Annotated in this window: 15 protein-coding genes; 6 read left to right on the top strand and 9 right to left on the bottom strand. The window is 34.3% G+C overall.

What is annotated here, in order from left to right; genetic code table 11:
• Positions 1-52: 52 nt before the first annotated feature.
• Positions 53-1,585 carry a bifunctional phosphoribosylaminoimidazolecarboxamide formyltransferase/IMP cyclohydrolase gene (purH, locus tag ACF3OB_RS00575; RefSeq protein ID WP_042005533.1) on the top strand — a complete coding sequence of 511 codons (1,533 nt, stop codon included), beginning with the start codon at positions 53-55 and terminating at the stop codon, positions 1,583-1,585.
• A 263-nt stretch (positions 1,586-1,848) separates the two neighbouring features.
• Here purH and ACF3OB_RS00570 read toward each other — a convergent pair whose 3' ends face one another.
• On the bottom strand, positions 1,849-3,069 hold the full coding sequence (locus tag ACF3OB_RS00570; RefSeq protein WP_392447884.1) for a 6-bladed beta-propeller: 1,221 nt from the start codon (positions 3,067-3,069) through the stop codon (positions 1,849-1,851).
• A 95-nt stretch (positions 3,070-3,164) separates the two neighbouring features.
• Positions 3,165-4,385, bottom strand: coding sequence for a 6-bladed beta-propeller (locus ACF3OB_RS00565; protein WP_095911575.1), 1,221 nt, complete (start codon positions 4,383-4,385; stop codon positions 3,165-3,167).
• Between the two features lie 397 nt (positions 4,386-4,782).
• Here ACF3OB_RS00565 and pheS point away from each other — a divergent pair, with 397 nt between their 5' ends.
• Positions 4,783-5,802, top strand: coding sequence for a phenylalanine--tRNA ligase subunit alpha (gene pheS, locus ACF3OB_RS00560; protein WP_172914327.1), 1,020 nt, complete (start codon positions 4,783-4,785; stop codon positions 5,800-5,802).
• Positions 5,803-6,308: 506 nt separating this feature from the next.
• On the opposite strand, the gene ACF3OB_RS00555 is transcribed toward pheS, so the two are convergent.
• A complete protein-coding gene (locus tag ACF3OB_RS00555; RefSeq protein ID WP_392447882.1) occupies positions 6,309-7,502 on the bottom strand; it encodes a M56 family metallopeptidase in 1,194 nt (397 codons plus the stop codon).
• A 37-nt stretch (positions 7,503-7,539) separates the two neighbouring features.
• The gene (locus ACF3OB_RS00550; RefSeq protein ID WP_095896040.1) at positions 7,540-7,908 is read right to left on the bottom strand and encodes a BlaI/MecI/CopY family transcriptional regulator; all 369 of its coding nucleotides are present in this window, start codon (positions 7,906-7,908) and stop codon (positions 7,540-7,542) included.
• Positions 7,909-8,087: 179 nt separating this feature from the next.
• Between ACF3OB_RS00550 and ACF3OB_RS00545 the strand changes: the two genes are divergently transcribed.
• The 3 genes from ACF3OB_RS00545 to guaA all read left to right on the top strand — a co-directional run bounded on the left by ACF3OB_RS00545 (position 8,088) and on the right by guaA (position 11,080).
• Positions 8,088-9,014: an ABC transporter ATP-binding protein gene (locus tag ACF3OB_RS00545; RefSeq protein WP_392447880.1), complete on the top strand. Its 927-nt coding sequence runs from the start codon at positions 8,088-8,090 to the stop codon at positions 9,012-9,014.
• Between the two features lie 45 nt (positions 9,015-9,059).
• Positions 9,060-9,290 (top strand): DUF6341 family protein, encoded by a 231-nt coding sequence (locus tag ACF3OB_RS00540; RefSeq protein ID WP_042010327.1) that lies wholly within the window; start codon positions 9,060-9,062, stop codon positions 9,288-9,290.
• Between the two features lie 260 nt (positions 9,291-9,550).
• Entirely contained in the window at positions 9,551-11,080 is a 1,530-nt protein-coding gene (gene guaA / locus ACF3OB_RS00535) for a glutamine-hydrolyzing GMP synthase (RefSeq protein WP_042010330.1), read from the top strand.
• 84 nt (positions 11,081-11,164) lie between these two features.
• On the opposite strand, the gene ACF3OB_RS00530 is transcribed toward guaA, so the two are convergent.
• From ACF3OB_RS00530 to ACF3OB_RS00515, 4 genes are all read right to left on the bottom strand, one after another.
• Positions 11,165-11,665, bottom strand: coding sequence for a DUF4112 domain-containing protein (locus tag ACF3OB_RS00530; RefSeq protein WP_392447878.1), 501 nt, complete (start codon positions 11,663-11,665; stop codon positions 11,165-11,167).
• A gap of 145 nt (positions 11,666-11,810) precedes the next feature.
• Positions 11,811-12,374, bottom strand: a complete 564-nt coding sequence (locus ACF3OB_RS00525; RefSeq protein ID WP_042010335.1) for an NfeD family protein — start codon at positions 12,372-12,374, stop codon at positions 11,811-11,813.
• A 24-nt stretch (positions 12,375-12,398) separates the two neighbouring features.
• Positions 12,399-14,057, bottom strand: a complete 1,659-nt coding sequence (recN, locus tag ACF3OB_RS00520) for a DNA repair protein RecN (protein WP_172919514.1) — start codon at positions 14,055-14,057, stop codon at positions 12,399-12,401.
• Between the two features lie 65 nt (positions 14,058-14,122).
• A complete protein-coding gene (locus ACF3OB_RS00515; RefSeq protein WP_392447877.1) occupies positions 14,123-15,004 on the bottom strand; it encodes a DUF4835 family protein in 882 nt (293 codons plus the stop codon).
• Between the two features lie 270 nt (positions 15,005-15,274).
• On the opposite strand from ACF3OB_RS00515, the gene ppk1 reads away from it, so the two are divergent.
• Positions 15,275-17,356 carry a polyphosphate kinase 1 gene (gene ppk1, locus ACF3OB_RS00510; RefSeq protein WP_095893091.1) on the top strand — a complete coding sequence of 694 codons (2,082 nt, stop codon included), beginning with the start codon at positions 15,275-15,277 and terminating at the stop codon, positions 17,354-17,356.
• 86 nt (positions 17,357-17,442) lie between these two features.
• Here ppk1 and lepB read toward each other — a convergent pair whose 3' ends face one another.
• Positions 17,443-18,306, bottom strand: a complete 864-nt coding sequence (gene lepB / locus ACF3OB_RS00505; protein ID WP_392447874.1) for a signal peptidase I — start codon at positions 18,304-18,306, stop codon at positions 17,443-17,445.
• Between the last annotated feature and the right edge of the window lie 4 nt (positions 18,307-18,310).

The raw sequence follows: 18,310 nt of genomic DNA, 5'->3' as shown, positions 1-18,310 counted from the left end.
TATCTTGTGTAAAAATACTATTTTTGCACCCAAATATAAGACATTTTTTTTAATGAAACCCACAAAACAAGCTAAATCTGCTTTGATTTCTGTTTTCGACAAAACAGGATTAGAACCTATTATTCATAAAATGAATAGTTTAGGGATAACTATGTATTCAACTGGTGGTACAGAATCTTTCATCAGAAATTTAGGCGTAGAGGTGATTCCCGTGGAAACAGTAACGGATTACCCTTCGATTTTTGGAGGAAGAGTAAAAACACTACACCCTAAGATTTTTGGCGGTATTCTTAATCGTCAGGATAATGACAGTGATGTTGCTGAGATGATTCAGTATGCAATTCCTCAAATAGATATTGTTATTGTAGATTTGTATCCATTTGAAAAAACCGTTGCTAGTGGTGCAATTGAAAGTGATATTATTGAAAAGATAGATATTGGAGGTATTTCTCTGATTCGTGCGGCAGCTAAAAATTTTAAAGACGTATTATGTGTAGCTTCGGTGGAGCAGTATCCTGACTTATTGGATATTTTACTAAACTCACACGGAGCCACCACCTTGGAGCAACGCAAAAATTTTGCAGCAAAGGCTTTCCAGGTATCTTCTCATTACGACACAGCTATTTTCAATTATTTCAACCAAACAGAAGAAATTCCTGTACTTAAAATCAGTGAAAATCAAGGGCAGGTACTTCGCTACGGCGAAAACCCACATCAGAAAGGATTTTTCTATGGTGATTTTGATGCTTTATTCGAAAAGTTACATGGTAAAGAATTGTCTTACAATAATTTATTAGATGTAGATGCAGCTGTGAATCTGATTTTGGAATTCAAACATGAGGATCCTACTTTTGCTATTTTGAAGCATAACAATGCTTGTGGTGTTGCTACTCGTAAAAGCATTCAAGAGGCATACGCGGCAGCTTTGGCAGGTGACCCAGTGTCGGCGTTTGGAGGCATATTGATTTCAAACACCAAAATAGATTCTGCAACAGCAAATGACATGAATTCGTTGTTTTTTGAGGTGATCATTGCTCCTTCTTATAGCGATGATGCTTTGGAAATTTTGGAACAGAAAAAAAATCGTATTATATTAGTGCAGAAAGATATAACACTGCCAGAAACTTCTGTTCGCTCGTGTTTGAACGGCTATTTGGTACAAGATAAGGACCTTAGTACAGATAGTTTGGCTGATGTGAAATACGCAACTGAACAGAGACCAACAGATGGAGCGTTGGAAGATTTGTTCTTCGCTTCAAAAATATGTAAGCATACCAAATCAAATACCATTGTTTTGGCAAAAAATAAACAGTTGTTGGCAAGTGGTACTGGACAAACAAGTAGAGTGGATGCTTTGATGCAGGCCATAGAAAAAGCGAAGCAATTTAAATTCGATTTAAACGGAGCTGTAATGGCGAGTGATGCTTTTTTCCCTTTTCCTGATTGTGTCGAAATTGCTAATAAAGCAGGAATTACAGATGTTATTCAGCCTGGAGGGTCGATTAAAGACCAGTTGAGTATTGATTATTGCAATAGTCACCAAATGGCAATGGTTTTCACAGGAATACGCCATTTTAAGCATTAGACACATAAGGCCTAATTAGAAATCATTACTTGATTAAGGTTTTATTGAAGTTTTTATGACTCTTACTTGTTTAGTTTTTGTTATGAAATACGCTTAAAGTTTCCTATCAAAAATTTTATGATTAACCCTAAATACAGCGTTTTAAGTCTGTATTTAGGGTTTGTTTTTTAATTCTCTGGCGACTAATACAATTTTATCTAAATAATTAAACGAGTACTATTTTTCCAAGTTAAAAACAATTGTAGAAATTTGTTTTCCATATCCTAAAACTCTCTCAATTTAAAGTATACCAACACGGGATTGTCGTCATCTTCTAATAGTTTTATTTTTTCTTTATCTTCTGCTGAGATGATTTTACTATCTTTAAAAAAATCATAGTCTTTGGAACCAGGAATGTATGTGGACACAAAATAATCCTTATACACCGCTTTCGGAAAAGCAATCGGAGGAATTTCTTTTGGATCATAATTAGCATCAGTACCTCCGACCATATTTCCTGTTTTTTTATCCCTGTAAATGACAGTTTGTGATCCTATATAATAATTTTCTAAAAAGAAAATATTTTGGGAAAAAGTTTCAAAATAGTCGCCTATATTGAAGTAATAGTTGTTATTTTGAGTGATGCGGTCAAACTCTTCGAATGTTTTCCCGTAAACATATTTTAGAGGTAATTTTCTATCGTAATCTAATACAAATTCTGTTGTTAATTTGTTTGTTTTTGGTTCATAACTGTAGATAGAATCTGTAAATTCACCTGTAATTTTAAACAAATTATCATTTTTATGTAAGTAAGTGTAAGCGGAAAGAGCTCTTGTTTCTTGGTTTACAGGTAAGGAAACAAAATTCAACTCAAATTTTTTATCCGTTACTAATAATGTGTATTTTTCTTTCTCTTCCAAATGTGTGTTTCCTCCCTGTTGTGATAAGGTTTTAAAAATATAACCATCATCAGTTACTATTAGATTGTTAAACCCTAAAGGGAGTCGTTCCTGTCTAAGAAACTTCCCTTGTTTGTCAAAAAACAACAGAAAAGAATGTTGAAAGGCTACTAATTCATCATTTTTAAAATCGTAATCAACATCGTACAATCGGGAAAGCTCTCCAGGCCCTTGTCCGTGAGAAAATCGTTTTATAAATTTTCCGCTTTTGTCAAAAATGATGATATTCCTACCTTTGAATTTATCCATTATATAAATATATTCCTCCGTAGTTATGATTTTATAAATACCACCAATTAAACTTTTGTTATTGGTTTCCAACGGGATAATTTTTACGTCGCTTACTAAATTTCCAAACTCAAAGTGTTTTTTTCCAAGAAAAGGATTTAAGTCTATTTTCTTGATAGAGTCCATTTTAGGGGTCAATATTTTTGTTTCTTCCAATTGTAGGGAAGCTATTTGTTCTTGGGTATAGCGAGTTTTTTCAGGTGTGTTTTGACAACTATTAAAAAGAAGTACACAAACTAAAAAGCATATTTGTTTCATACGGCGTTTATTTTAAAAAGATTCTTTTTCTAAACAGTTAAATATTATGTTTAACGAAGATAAGTATTATAAACAAACTTCTCAATAAGGAAAAACTAAAACTCTTCCAATTTAAAATATACCAACACGGGATTGTCATCATCTTTTGAATGTTTTATTTTTTCTTTGTCTTCTGCTGAGATGGTTTTACTATCTTTTAAGATTTCATAATCTTCTGAACTTGGAATGTAAGTAGAAACAAAATAATCCTTGTACACGGCTTTGGGAAAAGCTATTGGAGGGATTTCTTTTGGTTTAAGATTAGCGTTATTACCTCCCACCATATTTCCCGTTTTTTTATCACGATATACAACGGTTTTCAGTTCAGTATAGTTATTATGTAAAAAGAAAACATTTTGCGAAAAAGTTTCAAAGTATTCTCCTATGTTAAAATAGTAGTCGTTATTTCGGGTAGCTTTTGTAAACGTTTCAAAAGTTTCTCCATAAAGATACTTACGAGGGACTTTTTTATCGTAATTTAACACAAATTCGGAGGTTAATTCATTTGTTTTGGAGTTATATTTGTAGATGGTATCAGTCATTTGCCCTGTTAAACTGATTAAATCGCCATTTTTATAAAGATAAGTGTAAGCCGATAGAGCCTTTATTTTTTTTCGTTCAGGAAGGGCAACAAAATTCAATTTAAAATTTTTACTCGCTAGCAATAAGGTGTAATCTCTTTTATCCTCTAAATGAGGATCTCCTCGTTTTGAAAGGGTTTTAAAAATATAACCATCATCAGTTACTACTAAATTGTTAAACCCTAAAGGGAGTCTCTTCTGCCGAAGAAAATTTCCCACTTTATCAAAAAACAACAAAAAAGAATGTTGATAGGCTACTAATTCATCATTTTTAAAATCGTAATCAATATCGTACAATCGGGAAAGTTCTCCAGGCCCTTGTCCGTGAGAAAATCGTTTTATGAATTTTCCATTTCTATCAAAAATCAGAATCCCTCCGTCTTTGAAATTATCCATTATATAAATATATTCCTCCGTAGTTATGATTTTATAAATACCGTCAACCAGACTTTTGTTATTGGTTTCCAACGGGATAATTTTTACTTCGTTTACTAAGTTTCCAAACTCAAATTGTTTTTTCCCAAGAAAAGGATTTAAGTCTATTTTCTTGATAGTTTCTGTTTTTGGGGTAATAATTTTTGTATTTTCAAGTTCTAATAAAACAACTTGTTCCTCTGAGTAACGACCGATTACGTTCGAACTTTGGCAACTTAATAGTAAAAATGACAAGTAACCTATGTAGGTGATGTTTTTCATTTACAATCAGATTAAGATATTGAATAAATTTTGAAATAAGTTTTGTGTAAATTTTAACTTCCTGCAAATGTACAAAATGATATTGAAATATATAAGTGAATTTGTTTATGTACCTGTATTAAATTATGTATTTATTTGATAATTAATATTTTGAATTACTGATGAGATGATGCTTATTAAAAACAAACGAATGAAAATATTTTTATTGTAGGTTCATTTGTAAAGATTGACTGACTGCTACTTTAAATGACGATCAGTTCTCAAGTGTTACCAATATGGTTTATCAAGAGCCTTTGCAAATAGAATCTGTCGAAGTAAAATTTCTATATGACTATTTTCGAATTTGGTAAAAAAACATTACTTTTGCCACCTAACAGAGAGAAAATCTTAACGGATAATGATTGATAAAATTAAAGAGCATATCGCTCAAGTGGAAGCCTTTGTTGGAGCAACAAAGGAAGAGGTAGAACAATTTCGTATCCAGTATTTAGGAAAAAAAGGTGTTTTAAATGACTTTTTTGCAGTGTTTAAAAATGTTCCTAATGAAGAGAAAAAATCATTCGGACAAATTCTAAATGAACTTAAATCCAAGGTAGAATCCAAAGTACAGGCTCTGCATGACAATTTGGAACAACAAAACGAAAGCCAAGGTGTTTACGGCGATTTGTCCCGTCCCGCTACTCCAATTCAAATCGGGGCACGTCATCCAATTTCATTAGTGAAGAATCAAATTATTGAAATTTTTTCTAACATTGGGTTTAACGTTTCCGAAGGACCTGAAATTGAAGACGATTGGCATAATTTCACGGCATTGAATTTACCTGAATATCACCCTGCTCGTGATATGCAAGATACGTTTTTCATTCAAACCAATCCTGATATTTTGCTCCGTACGCATACTAGTTCGGTACAGGTTCGGTATATGGAAAGCCACCAACCGCCAATTCGTACCATTTCTCCAGGACGTGTATTCAGAAATGAAGCTATTTCGGCACGTTCGCATTGTTTGTTCCATCAGGTAGAAGGACTTTACATTGACAAAGACGTATCTTTTGCTGATTTGAAGCAAACATTGCTTTATTTCACTAAAGAAATGTTCGGAAAGTCAAAAATTCGTTTGCGTCCGTCGTATTTTCCGTTTACAGAGCCTTCTGCGGAAGTGGATATTTATTGGGGCTTGAATAATGAAATTGATTATCGTATCACCAAAGGAACGGGTTGGCTCGAAATTATGGGTTGTGGAATGGTTGACCCTAATGTATTGAAAAACTGCAATATAAATAGTGAAGAGTACAGCGGTTTTGCTTTCGGAATGGGAGTAGAACGTATAGCGATGTTGCTTTATCAAATTGGAGATATTCGTATGTTTTATGAGAACGATGTCCGTTTTTTAGAGCAGTTTAAAAGTTCTTTTTAAGAGGAACAGATGAAATCAAACATAATACATTTTCTTGTTCGTTTTTTAGGTTTCTTTTTGGTGTTTTTCATCATAAGATATGTCTTTTCAAAAATGGATGGCGTTAAAATGGAAAAGTTTTTGTTTTTATGTCTTTTTCTGTGGAGCGGTATTTCTTCTTTGTATTTGATGGCGGAATCCTACTTTTTACTGACTAAAAAACGAAAAACTAAAGGTTTCATTAGTCTTGGTATAGGTGTTATGACAATTATTTACACTTTAATTGGGTTGAATCTGCTTATAGAAGTGTATTTTATGATAGCTTAAAGTTTATAAAATGACTTTACAATAAAAAAAGCAAGTTTTAAAAGACTTGCTTTTTTGTTAATGTTTTCACAGAAAAATAAAGCTATATCATTTTGAATTTAAAATCACCGATATAAAAGTCTTCGACTTCGCTCAGACTGACACGGAGTTTGTCTTGCTGAGCGGAGTCGAAGCATCAATAGTCATTATAGTAAATTTCATTACTTTTCTTTGACGGGTACTGGAGGAGGTGGCGGAACTGGCAACTCCATATAGCTCGCTTTTTTAGTAGGTATTGAAGGAGCTGGTGGCGGAGGTGTTTCAACAGCTTTTTTTACTCTGATAGCAGATGGCGGAGGTGGTGGCGGAGGCGGCAATTGTAAACCATACTTCTTCGTAAAAGCCTCTCTTTCTGATTTATTGGTAATTTGCTCCACAATTTCATTACCTGCTTCATCTGTCAAAACAACAGTCGTTTTTTCTCCTTTTCCGTTAGGAAGACCTACCCCTTGCACTTTTATTATTTTATATTTAGTAGATACTTGTAAGGGAGAAACCTCTTTTTGTTTTTCCGCTTCTTGGGCGTAGCTTTTTTCGGCAAAAACCACAAGGAATAGAACACTTGTTGGGATAAGCAACGCCATTTTACATAAATTACGAAAATGATTTACTTTTGTTTGTAACATAATCAGACGTTTTTTGGTGTTGTAAAAATTGAAATAATTATAAAATGGGACATTTGCAGAAGCAGCTCTTTTGAGTATAAGCATTTGATATTCTGCAATATTTGTGTGTTTAGAAACCACACAAGCATCGGCTAAAAACTCGTGATTGATTCGGATAGCTTTCCCAAACAAATGCACCACAGGGTGAAACCAAAACACGATTTTCAAAAACTCGACAAAAAGTAAATCCAAAGAATGTTTTTGCCGAATGTGGGTCAGTTCGTGTAATAAAACTTTTTGTTCATAGGCGTCTTTTTTATTGATAAAAATGTAATTCCAAAACGAATGAGGTGCACATTCTTCTTCCAAAATCACCAAATAAGCTCCTTGATAAGGTTGTTTAGGATGTTTTTTGATTTTATTGAAGATTTTAAGTAAGTTACGTAAGAATCGAAATAACATCAGAAACGTAATCACTCCATATAAACACATGATAATCAAACTTGTAAAGTTGTTATTTTCTGTAATAAATTGCTCTGTTGTTGGATTTACGTAAATCGAGGAATTGTTAACTTCTTGTGTAACGACTGTTTGCTCGAATGTTTTTTCAAATACGGGTTGAAAAGGCATTTCAATGGTAATCAGCGGAAAAACAAACGAAGCTATCAAAGCTAAAAGCAAGAAAAACCGATTGAATATCAGCATTTTTTCTCGCGATAGCAACAAGTGATACAATGTGTAAAAACACATACCACATAATAGCGTTTTGATAAGATACGGTATCATTTTATTCCTTTTTAAGGTTTGAATCTACTATCTTTTTTAATTCTTCCCATTGCTCGGGAGTCATTGAAATTTCCTTAGCAAAAAAGGAAGCAAACTGAAAGGCTGAATTTCCGAAATAATCACTGATAATGGTTTTCATTTTTCGCGAAAAATAAGCACTTTTAGAAACTTTCGGATAGTACTCGCGTGAGTTTCCTCGCTGATGATATCCTACCATCTCCTTGTCAATCATTCGTTTAAGGAGCGTGGCGATGGTTGTATTTGCTGGCTTTGGGTCAGGATAAGCCTCTATCAAATCCTTCATATAAGCGGTTTGCTTCTGCCATAAATACTCCATAAGCTGCTCTTCTGTATTTGATAATTTTTTCATATTCTACAATTTTAGATTTTACACTACAAATGTAGAAACAAATTTTTGATAGAAAAAATTTTTCAACAACTTTTTTCAAAATAATTTTCATTTGAGCTAAAATTAATTTCGTAAATGTTTGATTATGTGTTAGTATTGTGGTTTTAGTTATTTCCTATATATTTGCCTTTTTTTAAACGATGCTCGAAGTTAATAACATATCATACACACACGATGGCTCCGATGCGGGCTTTCGTAACATTTCTTTTCAGCTCAAACAAGGTGAACATTTGTCGATTATGGGTGAGAGTGGCTGCGGTAAAAGTACCTTACTGAAAGCCATTTACGGATTATTCGACCTGCCGGAGGGAACCATTTTTTTCAACGGTAAAAAAGTTGTAGGACCTTCGCGTCAGTTGGTTCCCGGCTATGAAAAAATGAAGTATTTGGCACAGGATTTTGGTTTGAGTCCGTATCATACTGTGGCAGAGAATATTGGTAAATTCTTGTCTAACATTGATTTAGATTATAAAAAACAACGTGTAAGCGAGTTACTTTCGCTTGTGGAAATGGAACGTTTTTCGGACAGAAAGGCACATTTGCTCAGCGGAGGTGAAAAGCAGCGCATTGGTTTGGCGATGGCTTTGGCACAAGAACCTGAATTGCTGATACTTGATGAGCCTTTCAGCCAAATCGACACTTTTCGCCGTAATAAACTACAACGGACGTTATTTGCTTATTTAAAAGATAAAAATATCAGCTGTATTGTTGCTACGCACGATAGCCGTGAGGCTCTTGCTTTTGCTGATAAAGTACTTATAATGAAAGATGGAATTTCAATAATGTTCGGAAATTTGTTAGATGTTTATCGCCAAAATAAGGATTTTTACACAGCATCACTTTTCGGAGACGTTACTCGATATAGCAGAGAAAATAACGTTTTGTTACTCAAGCCATATGAAATTGAAGTTGTCGAAAAATCAGATTGGGAAGCAATGATATTATCTTCTTATTATCAAGGAGATATGTTTTTAATAACAGCTGTTTCAAATGCCGAACCTGTCTATTTTTACCATAAGAATCCATTAAAAAAAGATGAAAAAGTTTATTTATCAAAAAAGAATTAATATATTTGTACCGAATTAGTTATACTTAAAAAAACATATCTGTATATGAAAGCATTTTTTGAAGCTATCCAATATTTTTTTGAGGAAATTCTGTTTGCTCCATTGGATTTTTTGCGTACGTTGGAACTTGAAAGTTGGTGGGGAGCCAATTTTATGACTTGGACATTTATCCTCATTGGGTTTGTGTTCCTGTTCTATTGGTTGGGGCAATTGAGAAAATACAACAAAAGAAATGACGAACGTAGAGACGTGGTTTCACATTCATTTTTTAAATAATTTTTTGTTGCACTTTTTATTTAGAGGGCTGTCCGAAAAGTTTTGTCTTACACCATTTTGCCATCTTTAATTTCTTGGAAACCTTTATTCATAAGGTTCATAGGGTTCCTCCCTTTAATCGGAATGATAGGATAGCACGGAGATTAACTTTTCAGGCGGTCTTTTTTGCATTTATTACCCATAATATTCGGCGATTTACATTTTTTTGTAATTCTGCCTGAGATTCGGATTATTTTTTAGACTATACATTACATAAATCAATGAATAACAGTGTTTTAATTTTAGATTTCGGTTCGCAGTACACTCAGTTGATTGCTCGTAGAGTACGTGAACTGAATTTTTTTTGTGAGTTACATCCATTTAATCATTTACCTGAAAATTTAGATGATTTTTCAGCGGTAATTCTTTCAGGGTCACCTTATTCGGTGCGAAGTGAAGACGCATTATTACCCGATTTGTCAAAAATCAAAGGTAAAAAACCGTTATTAGCTGTTTGTTACGGAGCTCAATATTTGGCTCATTTCAATGGAGGAAACGTAGCTCCGTCAAATATTCGTGAATATGGACGTGCAAATCTTTCGTTCATTAAGGAAAATGAACCCTTATTTGACGGTATTGCAATAGATAGCCAGGTGTGGATGAGTCACAGTGATACAATTAAAGAATTGCCTACTCGAGGTGTGTGTTTGGCGAGTACTAATGATGTGGTTAATGCTGCTTATCGGATTGATGGGGAACAAACCTATGCTATTCAGTTTCACCCTGAAGTATCACATTCAATTGATGGAAAAAAATTGTTAGAAAATTTCCTTACGAAAATAGCAAAAATTACTCCAACATGGACACCAGATAATTTCGTGGAAATGACCATACAGTCTCTTAAAGAGCAAGTTGGTGATGAAAAAGTGGTTTTAGGGCTTTCAGGAGGCGTTGATTCAACTGTGGCAGCAGTACTGCTTAACAAAGCTATCGGAAATCAACTTCATTGTATTTTTGTAAATAATGGGTTACTTCGTAAAAACGAGTTTGAGAATGTTCTGAAACAATATGAAGGGATGGGATTAAATGTAAAAGGAGTAGATGCCTCAGAACGTTTTTTGACTGCTTTGGCAGGAAAGTCAGACCCTGAAGACAAGAGAAAAACCATAGGGCGTGTTTTCATCGAAGTGTTTGATGATGAGTCACATAAAATTGAAGATGCGAAATGGTTAGGGCAGGGGACGATTTACCCTGATGTTATTGAATCGTTATCGGTGAAAGGTCCTTCAGCGACCATAAAATCACATCACAATGTAGGAGGATTGCCTGATTTTATGAAATTAAAAGTAGTAGAGCCTTTGCGTATGCTCTTCAAAGATGAGGTACGCCGTGTGGGGAAAACCTTAGGTATTGATGAGGAATTGTTAGGCAGACATCCGTTCCCTGGTCCAGGATTGGCGATTCGTATTTTGGGGGATGTTACCGCTGAAAAAGTGCAAATTTTACAAGAAGTAGATGCCATTTTTATCAACGGTCTCAAAGAACATAATCTCTATGATAAAGTATGGCAAGCAGGAGCCATCTTGTTGCCAATCAATAGCGTAGGTGTTATGGGAGATGAGCGTACGTACGAAAAGGTTGTTGCTTTGCGTGCTGTAGAAAGTGTAGACGGAATGACCGCTGATTGGGTTGATTTGCCGTACACTTTCCTACAAAAAATATCAAATGCAATTATCAATAAGGTGAAAGGCGTCAACCGAGTAGTGTATGACATTAGCTCAAAACCACCTGCAACCATTGAATGGGAATAATTTTTATCCCATTCATGGCAGAGCAATAGTTATATATATTAAACAAATCAAAAGGTTGTCAAAGCAATTTGGCAACCTTTTTAGCTACCCAAAAATCTGGTCGAATAAATCCTTAACAAGAGATAGCACAAAGCCAATCATTATGATAATTAGTACAATAAGCACAATTACGCCAATAGTTGTCCACAAGGCACGACGGTTTACTTTTTTGATGATTTCTTTGTCATCGTTCACAAAGCCGATGACTAAATCGAAATTTTCTTTGTGCGAACGATGAACAAAATCTAATACCATACCCAAATAGGGAATAAGCCCAATCAACACGTCCAAAAGAGAGTTGAAAAGAATAGCGACTGTTAATCGATAAGATCGAATTTTGAATATTGATACATACAAAAATGAAAAACTAAAGAACTGAGTAAAAAAATCTCCAACCACAGGAATCAGTCCGATAATCCCATCAAGGTAGTAGTCATCCATATATTTTTTTGTATACTTGATGATGTTATAATGAACACTATTATCAAGTTTTGAGCGTTTTAACTCTTTGTAGGACTGTAGATTGACTTGTTTTTGTGATTGCATATTTTTGGTGTTCTCAGTCATGTAACTAATTTAAGTGATTGTTTTAAAAAAGTTAATTTTATTAAGTTATATCGTTGAAAAATAGGACAAATCGCCATTTATCGGTTAATTATCGTATTTTTCCTTTTTACATGTTTTAGCACTTTTAGACTTTTTCCACAATGGCCACAGTGTTTTCGATTCCAACGATTTTTACGATAGAATTTGACGGAATCTTATCACCGTCAGTCATTGCTTCAAGCTCTCGGAATGAACCTTTTACGCTGAGAGTTATTTTCCCTTTGCCCGATTTATGAGGTGGAATGGTTAAATAAACCTCTGCAGTTTTGTTTATTATTTCATTGATTTTAAATGAGTTATCTTCGGTGAGTTTCATTAATGCTCTTATGACCAAAAAGAATAGGTAAATGAATAGACAGCCGATAACGACTCCTAATAAAGTTAGAAGAATCTTATTTTCAATAAGTTGGTAAAATGAAATTCCAGTCCAGCTGAAACCTAAGAGAAAGTTAATCAAATTTCGGAATGAAAATAACTGGAATGGGGTATCTTCTCCTTCAAAATCTCCATCAAAGTCCGCATCAATGCCATCTGAGCTTCCCATACCGATGAAAGTCATTACTGTTTGGATTAAAAAGATAACTGATGTTGGAATAGCGATATACCAAAATGTTTTTAGGAATATGTCCATTGAATTAAATAGTTCCATAGAGTTCTGATTTTTAATATGTTATTAACCTTTTTTTAGTAATTCTATTGCATGATTTTTTGCCGATTCACCACTGTTTTTTCCTTCTAACATTTCCGAAAGTTCAATAATTCTCTCATTTTCTGAAAGTTGTTTTAGTTGAGTGGTAGTTTTTCCTTCAATATCTTCCTTAAAAACTTTAAAATGATAATGACCTTTGGCAGCTACTTGTGGCAGGTGTGTTATGGCAAAAACTTGTCGATTTTTACTCATATTTTTCATTATTTCCCCCATTTTTAGAGATATTTCGCCTGAAACGCCTGTATCAATTTCGTCAAACATAATGGTTGGTAATGCTGTATGTTCTGCCATAATAGCTTTCACCGCAAGCATAATTCGCGACAATTCTCCGCCAGAAGCTACTTTTTTTAAAGTTCCAAAATTTCCACCTTTATTAGCTGAAAATAAAAAAGTTAGCTGATCCATTCCGTTGTTTTGATACGTTTGTGTGGACTGTAACTCTATCTGAAAACGTGCATTTGGCATCCCAAGTTCATGCATGAAATTAGTTAGTTTGGTATCTAATTCTGGAATGACCTTTTTGCGTGTTTCGTGCAGTTCCGATGCCTTTTCGATAGTTTCAATTTGTTGATTTTCAACAATATTACGTTGTTCTTCAATTGAACTTTCTATGTTTTCAGTTTGGGAAACGGCTTCTTCCAATTGGGTTTGAATGGCAATAAGTTCATCCACAGTTGAGACCTTGTGCTTTTTTTGTAGGTCGTAAATCAAGTGTAATTGCTGTGATACTTTTTCCAAAGTTTCTGGGTCAGTTTCGATGTTTTCGTCGATGTCAAAGACCTCATTTTGTAAGTCATCCAATTCAATGAAGGCTGATTCAATGCGTTCGAAAATATCGCGATACTGTTGTTTGTAGTCGGTGAGTTTTGTGAAAACACGTTTTAATTCACGCAGTTGGTTTACGATACCTACATTTTCGTCGCTCAACAACTGCAAACTTTCTTTTATATATTCTTTTATTTCCTCGCTATTAGATGCCTCTTCATAGGTTTCTTCCAATTCCTCTTGGATACCTTTTTGCAGAGGAGCGGATTTTAATTCTTTTAGTAGATGAAAATTATAGTCGTATTCTTTATTTGCATTCTTTTGGAAATCAATGAGTTCCTGAAGTTTTTTCTGGTTTTTTTTGAGTTTTTCCCACAGGGATACATATTCCGAGATTAGGTGTTTGTTACCAGCAATAGCGTCAATGATATCGAACTGAAAATCTAAATTTCCAATAGAAAGTGTTTGATGTTGCGAATGTATGTCGACTAACACCTCTCCCAATCGGCTAAGAGTATCTAAGGTCACGGGTGAATCGTTAATGAACGCTCTTGATTTGTTCGAGGATAGAATTTCTCTACGGATGATGGTTTGCGGTTCGTAGTCAATTTCTAAGTCACTAAAAAGAGTCAGAAAGTTGTATTTTTCTAATGAAAATTCGGCTTCAATAACGCATTTTTCTTCTTTATTTCGGAGTGCTGACATGTCGGCTCGTTTCCCAAGCACCAATGAAAGTGCGTCTAATAGTATGGATTTCCCAGCTCCTGTTTCTCCTGTGATGATGATGAACCCTTCAGGGAAATTGATGTGTAAATCATCAATTAAAGCGAAATTTTTTATAGATAGTGCTTTTAGCATGTTTTTATTTTTTTTCGTGAGAATTTGAAATTATGAATTACGTTTTGGATAGTCAGAATTTGCAACTATTTAATCATATTCCATTTAATTGCCTGTGAGGGAGCTACTTTCAGCAGTGATTCTTTCAAAGTTTTGGTGCTGAACATGGTTCCTCCTGAATAGATGGATACAATTTCGTCCGTTTTTGCCCCAAATAGTATGTTCACAGCGTAGGAATTAAGTCGTAGGCTTGGGATTTTTTCAATTTGTAGCAACGCATTTTGCATTTCCTCTTTTGCTTTTTTCTCATCCATATTCATTATGTCCAATCCCAAACGATGATAGTTGTACCAAATTTTATGATAATTTGTGTAATTCTCTGATAATAATTCTTTTATGAGCATCCAACGATTGTTATCCCCATTGTCTGTCCAACCTGCATAGCCACTACTTTGAGCATTTGTTACAACGCTTTGAGCTTGTACAAAATAGGGGTGTCCTCCTGATTCCACGAATGTATTGGCATCAAAACCTAAGATTAAATAAGCATAATATGCCACGATGGAGGTTAAGTTCGATTCAAACGAATTATTGGTAAAAGACAGTGTTTCAAACTCTTGATAACTGAAAGATACATCTTTGTCTTGCAAATTAACTACGGGCGATTGATATGCCGTATTGAAGACAGGGCGAGATGACTGCACAAGCAAACTTCCCTCCATCTGATTGTTCTCATACTTGGTAATTACGAAAGTAAAATTGCATCTAATACGTTCATTATCATGTGTTTTTATGCTTGTCCATGTAGTATTATTGATAAATTCATGCAAAGATTTTTCCAATGTTTTGAAAACATTTCTATTGGAGAGGTTCACCTGTTGGGTGTTTACCGTTACCACAGCATTTAACTCTTGAGCCGAAGTTAAAACGCTGAAAAGCAACGTACAGATATATATTATTTTCTTCATCATGTACACTAATTTCACGCAAATATAAATAAAATTCCGAGAAGATTGAAATTCGGGTTCTTTTTTTGTTTTGTGAAATGAATTCTATGAATGTTAAATATTTTTTCGTAATTTTGTGGCAGTGCAGTCCAAAAAGAGTTGTACTAAAAGCAGTTGAGAAACGCTTCTTAAAGGTGGATTAAATGTTAAAAAAGATTTCTATTTAATCGTGTACTTTACAGTGCGGATTTTGACAAAAAAGACATCTTTAGTTTTTCTTATTACATCAATATGGCAAAGAATAAATACATAAACAGGGAACTTAGTTGGTTGAAATTCAACGAGAGAGTGTTGCAAGAGGCAGCAGATGAAAGCGTTCCGCTATTGGAGCGTTTGCGTTTTGCAGGAATATTTTCAAATAATTTAGATGAATTTTTCAAAGTGCGTTATGCTACGATTAAGCGTATTGTGATGAACGATAGTAGTGACATCCACGCTAAAGAATTGCTTGAAGAAATCACCAAAGAGGTTATCCAATTGCAGGAACAGAGTCTGAACATTATAGGTTCAGTAACTAAAGAATTGGAAAAAGAACAGATTTTTATTGTGAATGAAAAAACGCTACTTCCTGAACATGAGAAGTTTGTGACTAGTTATTTTCTTTCCAAAGTGCGTCCAGCTTTGTTTACTATCATTCTAAATGATCTGGAAGCGTTTCCTGAGTTGAAGGATGATGTGGCGTATTTAGCAATCAAAATGATTTTGAAAGAAGAGGGACAAACCAAAGGTATTCAAAAATTCTTTTCTTCGAAAGCATATAAAGAGAAAATACAGTATGCACTCATTGAGTTACCTACTACTATTGATCGTTTTGTGGAGTTGCCTAAAGTGGATGGAAAGCATTATATTATTATGATTGATGACATCATACGCTTTTGTATGCATCAAATTTTTTACATCTTCAGTTATGAATCACTTACGGCACATATGATTAAAATCACCCGAGATGCAGAGCTTGATATTGATGATGATTTAAGTAAAAGTTTTGTTGAAAAAATTTCGTCAAGTGTAGAAGGGCGACGCAGTGGAGAGCCAGTCCGTTTCGTTTATGATAAAGGAATAGACAAGGATACTTTGGCATTTCTGTTTGAGAAGATGGATATTGTGGACACTGATAGCATCATACCAGGAGGAAGATATCACAACCGACGTGACTATATGAATTTTCCAAGTATGGGACGCTATGATTTGACATATGAGCCCATTCAGCCACTGCCCGTAAAAGGACTTTCGTCAGGAGAAAGTTTGCTCAAAAAGATAGCCGAAAAAGATTATTTGCAATTCACACCTTATCATACTTTTTCCAATATTGTTTGGTTTTTGCGAGAAGCGGCTTTGGACCCCAAAGTGAAATCCGTAAAAATTACCGTTTATCGCTTGGCAAAAAATTCACAAGTGGTGAACTCATTAATAAATGCGGTTAAGAATGGTAAAAAAGTAACCGTACAAATTGAGCTACAAGCTCGTTTTGATGAGGAATCAAACATAAAATATGCAGAATTGTTAAAAGCGGAAGGTGTAAAACTTATTTTTGGGGTTCGAGGGTTGAAAGTCCACAGTAAAATATGTGTTATTGAACGTGAAGAAGGGAAGGAACTCAAACGATATGGATTCATCAGTACAGGAAATTTCAATGAATCTACCGCACGAATCTATACCGATTACACCCTGTTTACCGCCAATCAAGATATTCTTAAGGAGGTTAATAAAGTGTTTAACTTCTTTGATACGAATTATATCATCCAACGCTATAAACATTTGATTGTGTCACCACATTATACAAAGAAAATACTTACTAAACTCATTGAGCAAGAAATTACCAATGCTAAGAACGGTAAAGAAGCCTTCATAAAGCTGAAAATGAATAGTTTAACCAGCTATAAAATGATTGACAAACTTTATGAAGCAAGTAGGGCAGGGGTTAAAATTCAGATGATTGTTCGTGGTATTTGTTGTTTGATTCCAGGAGTTCCAGGAATGAGCGAAAACATTGAAGTTATCAGTATTGTGGACAGGTTTTTGGAGCATCCTCGTCTGTTTATTTTTGGAAATAATGGCAATCCGAAGGTTTATATTTCTTCGGCTGATTTTATGACTCGTAATATTTCCCACCGAGTGGAGGTCGGTTGCCCAATTTATGATGCTGCTATCAAAAAAGAATTGATGGACACCTTTGAAATTGGATGGTCGGACAATGTGAAAGCACGTATTATCTCACAAAAACAAGATAATGCCTACCGCCGAAATGACGATTTAAAAGTTCGTTCGCAAGTGGCGATGTACGATTATTACGCCCAAGATAGGGATTTGTAGGATAATATTAAATATTTACAGTGCTTGGGTTGTCAATAAAATTTAGGCACAGAGTTTAAACTTTTTGAATATTTATGGTTTGAAGTTTATTTCAAAAGTTTGAAAAATCGACTATATCGCCATTGAGATCTGTGTAAATCTTTTGATTTCCAGATAATCCACGCCTTGCCAGTAATAAACTCTTCTGGCACTAGTCCCCAATGGCGTGAATCGCTTGACTCAGAAGCGTTATCCCCCACCATGAAATAATAGTTATGTTCAAAAGTATGTGTGGATAAAGGTTGTTTATCTTCCCATAACATATTATTTTCAAAAATAAGAGGTCTATTTTTTTCCCACTCAATTATGTTTTTATAAAGAATTGCATTGGTTCTATTCAGTTTTAGCACATCTCCTTTTTGTGGAATGTATAATCCCCCAAAATCTTTAATTGTCCAATCAATCAAACTGTCTTTTGGGAATAGCTTATGATTAAACGTGTTTCTTATTTTCTCCAATTTATCTTGGATTTTTAGATAGCCTACACGAATAGTTGAATCATTGTTGATATGATAAACTCCATTTCTTATGTAAAGGGTATCTTTTGGTAAAGCGATACATCGTTTGATGAGGAACTTATGTAATTGCATTTCCATTTTCTCTCTTGTTTTTGGATACGGCATATTGAAAACAACAATGTCATTTCGTTTTATTTTTTGAAATCCTTTCAATCGATAAATTGTTGTTCTTTCCCCATCTGTAATATCAAAAATATTATAAAGTCGGGCTCCGTAAACTAATTTGTTTACGATAATATGATCTCCTGGAAGAATTGTAGGGGACATCGACACAGAAGAAACGCTATGGAAGTCAAAAATGAAGATGCGTATCAAAACATACAATCCAAAGGTAATAATCCAATACGATAGTAAAGTAATGATTTTTGAAGTTACTTTAGGATAATTCCTCATTTTA

This window comes from Capnocytophaga canis (assembly GCF_043187445.1).
GTDB lineage: Bacteria > Bacteroidota > Bacteroidia > Flavobacteriales > Flavobacteriaceae > Capnocytophaga > Capnocytophaga canis.
The sequence above is the reverse complement of the archived record's forward strand: the minus strand, read 5'-3'. Positions and strand labels throughout refer to the sequence as shown.

Bases quoted from the DNA above. Each gene is read 5' to 3' on its own strand.
- ACF3OB_RS00550 (WP_095896040.1), bottom strand. From the start codon at position 7,908: ATGAAAAAATTATCAAATACAGAAGAGCAGCTTATGGAGTATTTATGG.
- ACF3OB_RS00565 (WP_095911575.1), bottom strand. From the start codon at position 4,385: ATGAAAAACATCACCTACATAGGTTACTTGTCATTTTTACTATTAAGT.
- pheS (WP_172914327.1), top strand. From the start codon at position 4,783: ATGATTGATAAAATTAAAGAGCATATCGCTCAAGTGGAAGCCTTTGTT.
- ACF3OB_RS00530 (WP_392447878.1), bottom strand. From the start codon at position 11,665: ATGCAATCACAAAAACAAGTCAATCTACAGTCCTACAAAGAGTTAAAA.
- ACF3OB_RS00570 (WP_392447884.1), bottom strand. From the start codon at position 3,069: ATGAAACAAATATGCTTTTTAGTTTGTGTACTTCTTTTTAATAGTTGT.
- ACF3OB_RS00525 (WP_042010335.1), bottom strand. From the start codon at position 12,374: ATGGAACTATTTAATTCAATGGACATATTCCTAAAAACATTTTGGTAT.
- guaA (WP_042010330.1), top strand. From the start codon at position 9,551: ATGAATAACAGTGTTTTAATTTTAGATTTCGGTTCGCAGTACACTCAG.
- ACF3OB_RS00540 (WP_042010327.1), top strand. From the start codon at position 9,060: ATGAAAGCATTTTTTGAAGCTATCCAATATTTTTTTGAGGAAATTCTG.
- ACF3OB_RS00555 (WP_392447882.1), bottom strand. From the start codon at position 7,502: ATGTGTTTTTACACATTGTATCACTTGTTGCTATCGCGAGAAAAAATG.
- lepB (WP_392447874.1), bottom strand. From the start codon at position 18,306: ATGAGGAATTATCCTAAAGTAACTTCAAAAATCATTACTTTACTATCG.
- ACF3OB_RS00515 (WP_392447877.1), bottom strand. From the start codon at position 15,004: ATGAAGAAAATAATATATATCTGTACGTTGCTTTTCAGCGTTTTAACT.
- ACF3OB_RS00545 (WP_392447880.1), top strand. From the start codon at position 8,088: ATGCTCGAAGTTAATAACATATCATACACACACGATGGCTCCGATGCG.
- purH (WP_042005533.1), top strand. From the start codon at position 53: ATGAAACCCACAAAACAAGCTAAATCTGCTTTGATTTCTGTTTTCGAC.
- ppk1 (WP_095893091.1), top strand. From the start codon at position 15,275: ATGGCAAAGAATAAATACATAAACAGGGAACTTAGTTGGTTGAAATTC.
- recN (WP_172919514.1), bottom strand. From the start codon at position 14,057: ATGCTAAAAGCACTATCTATAAAAAATTTCGCTTTAATTGATGATTTA.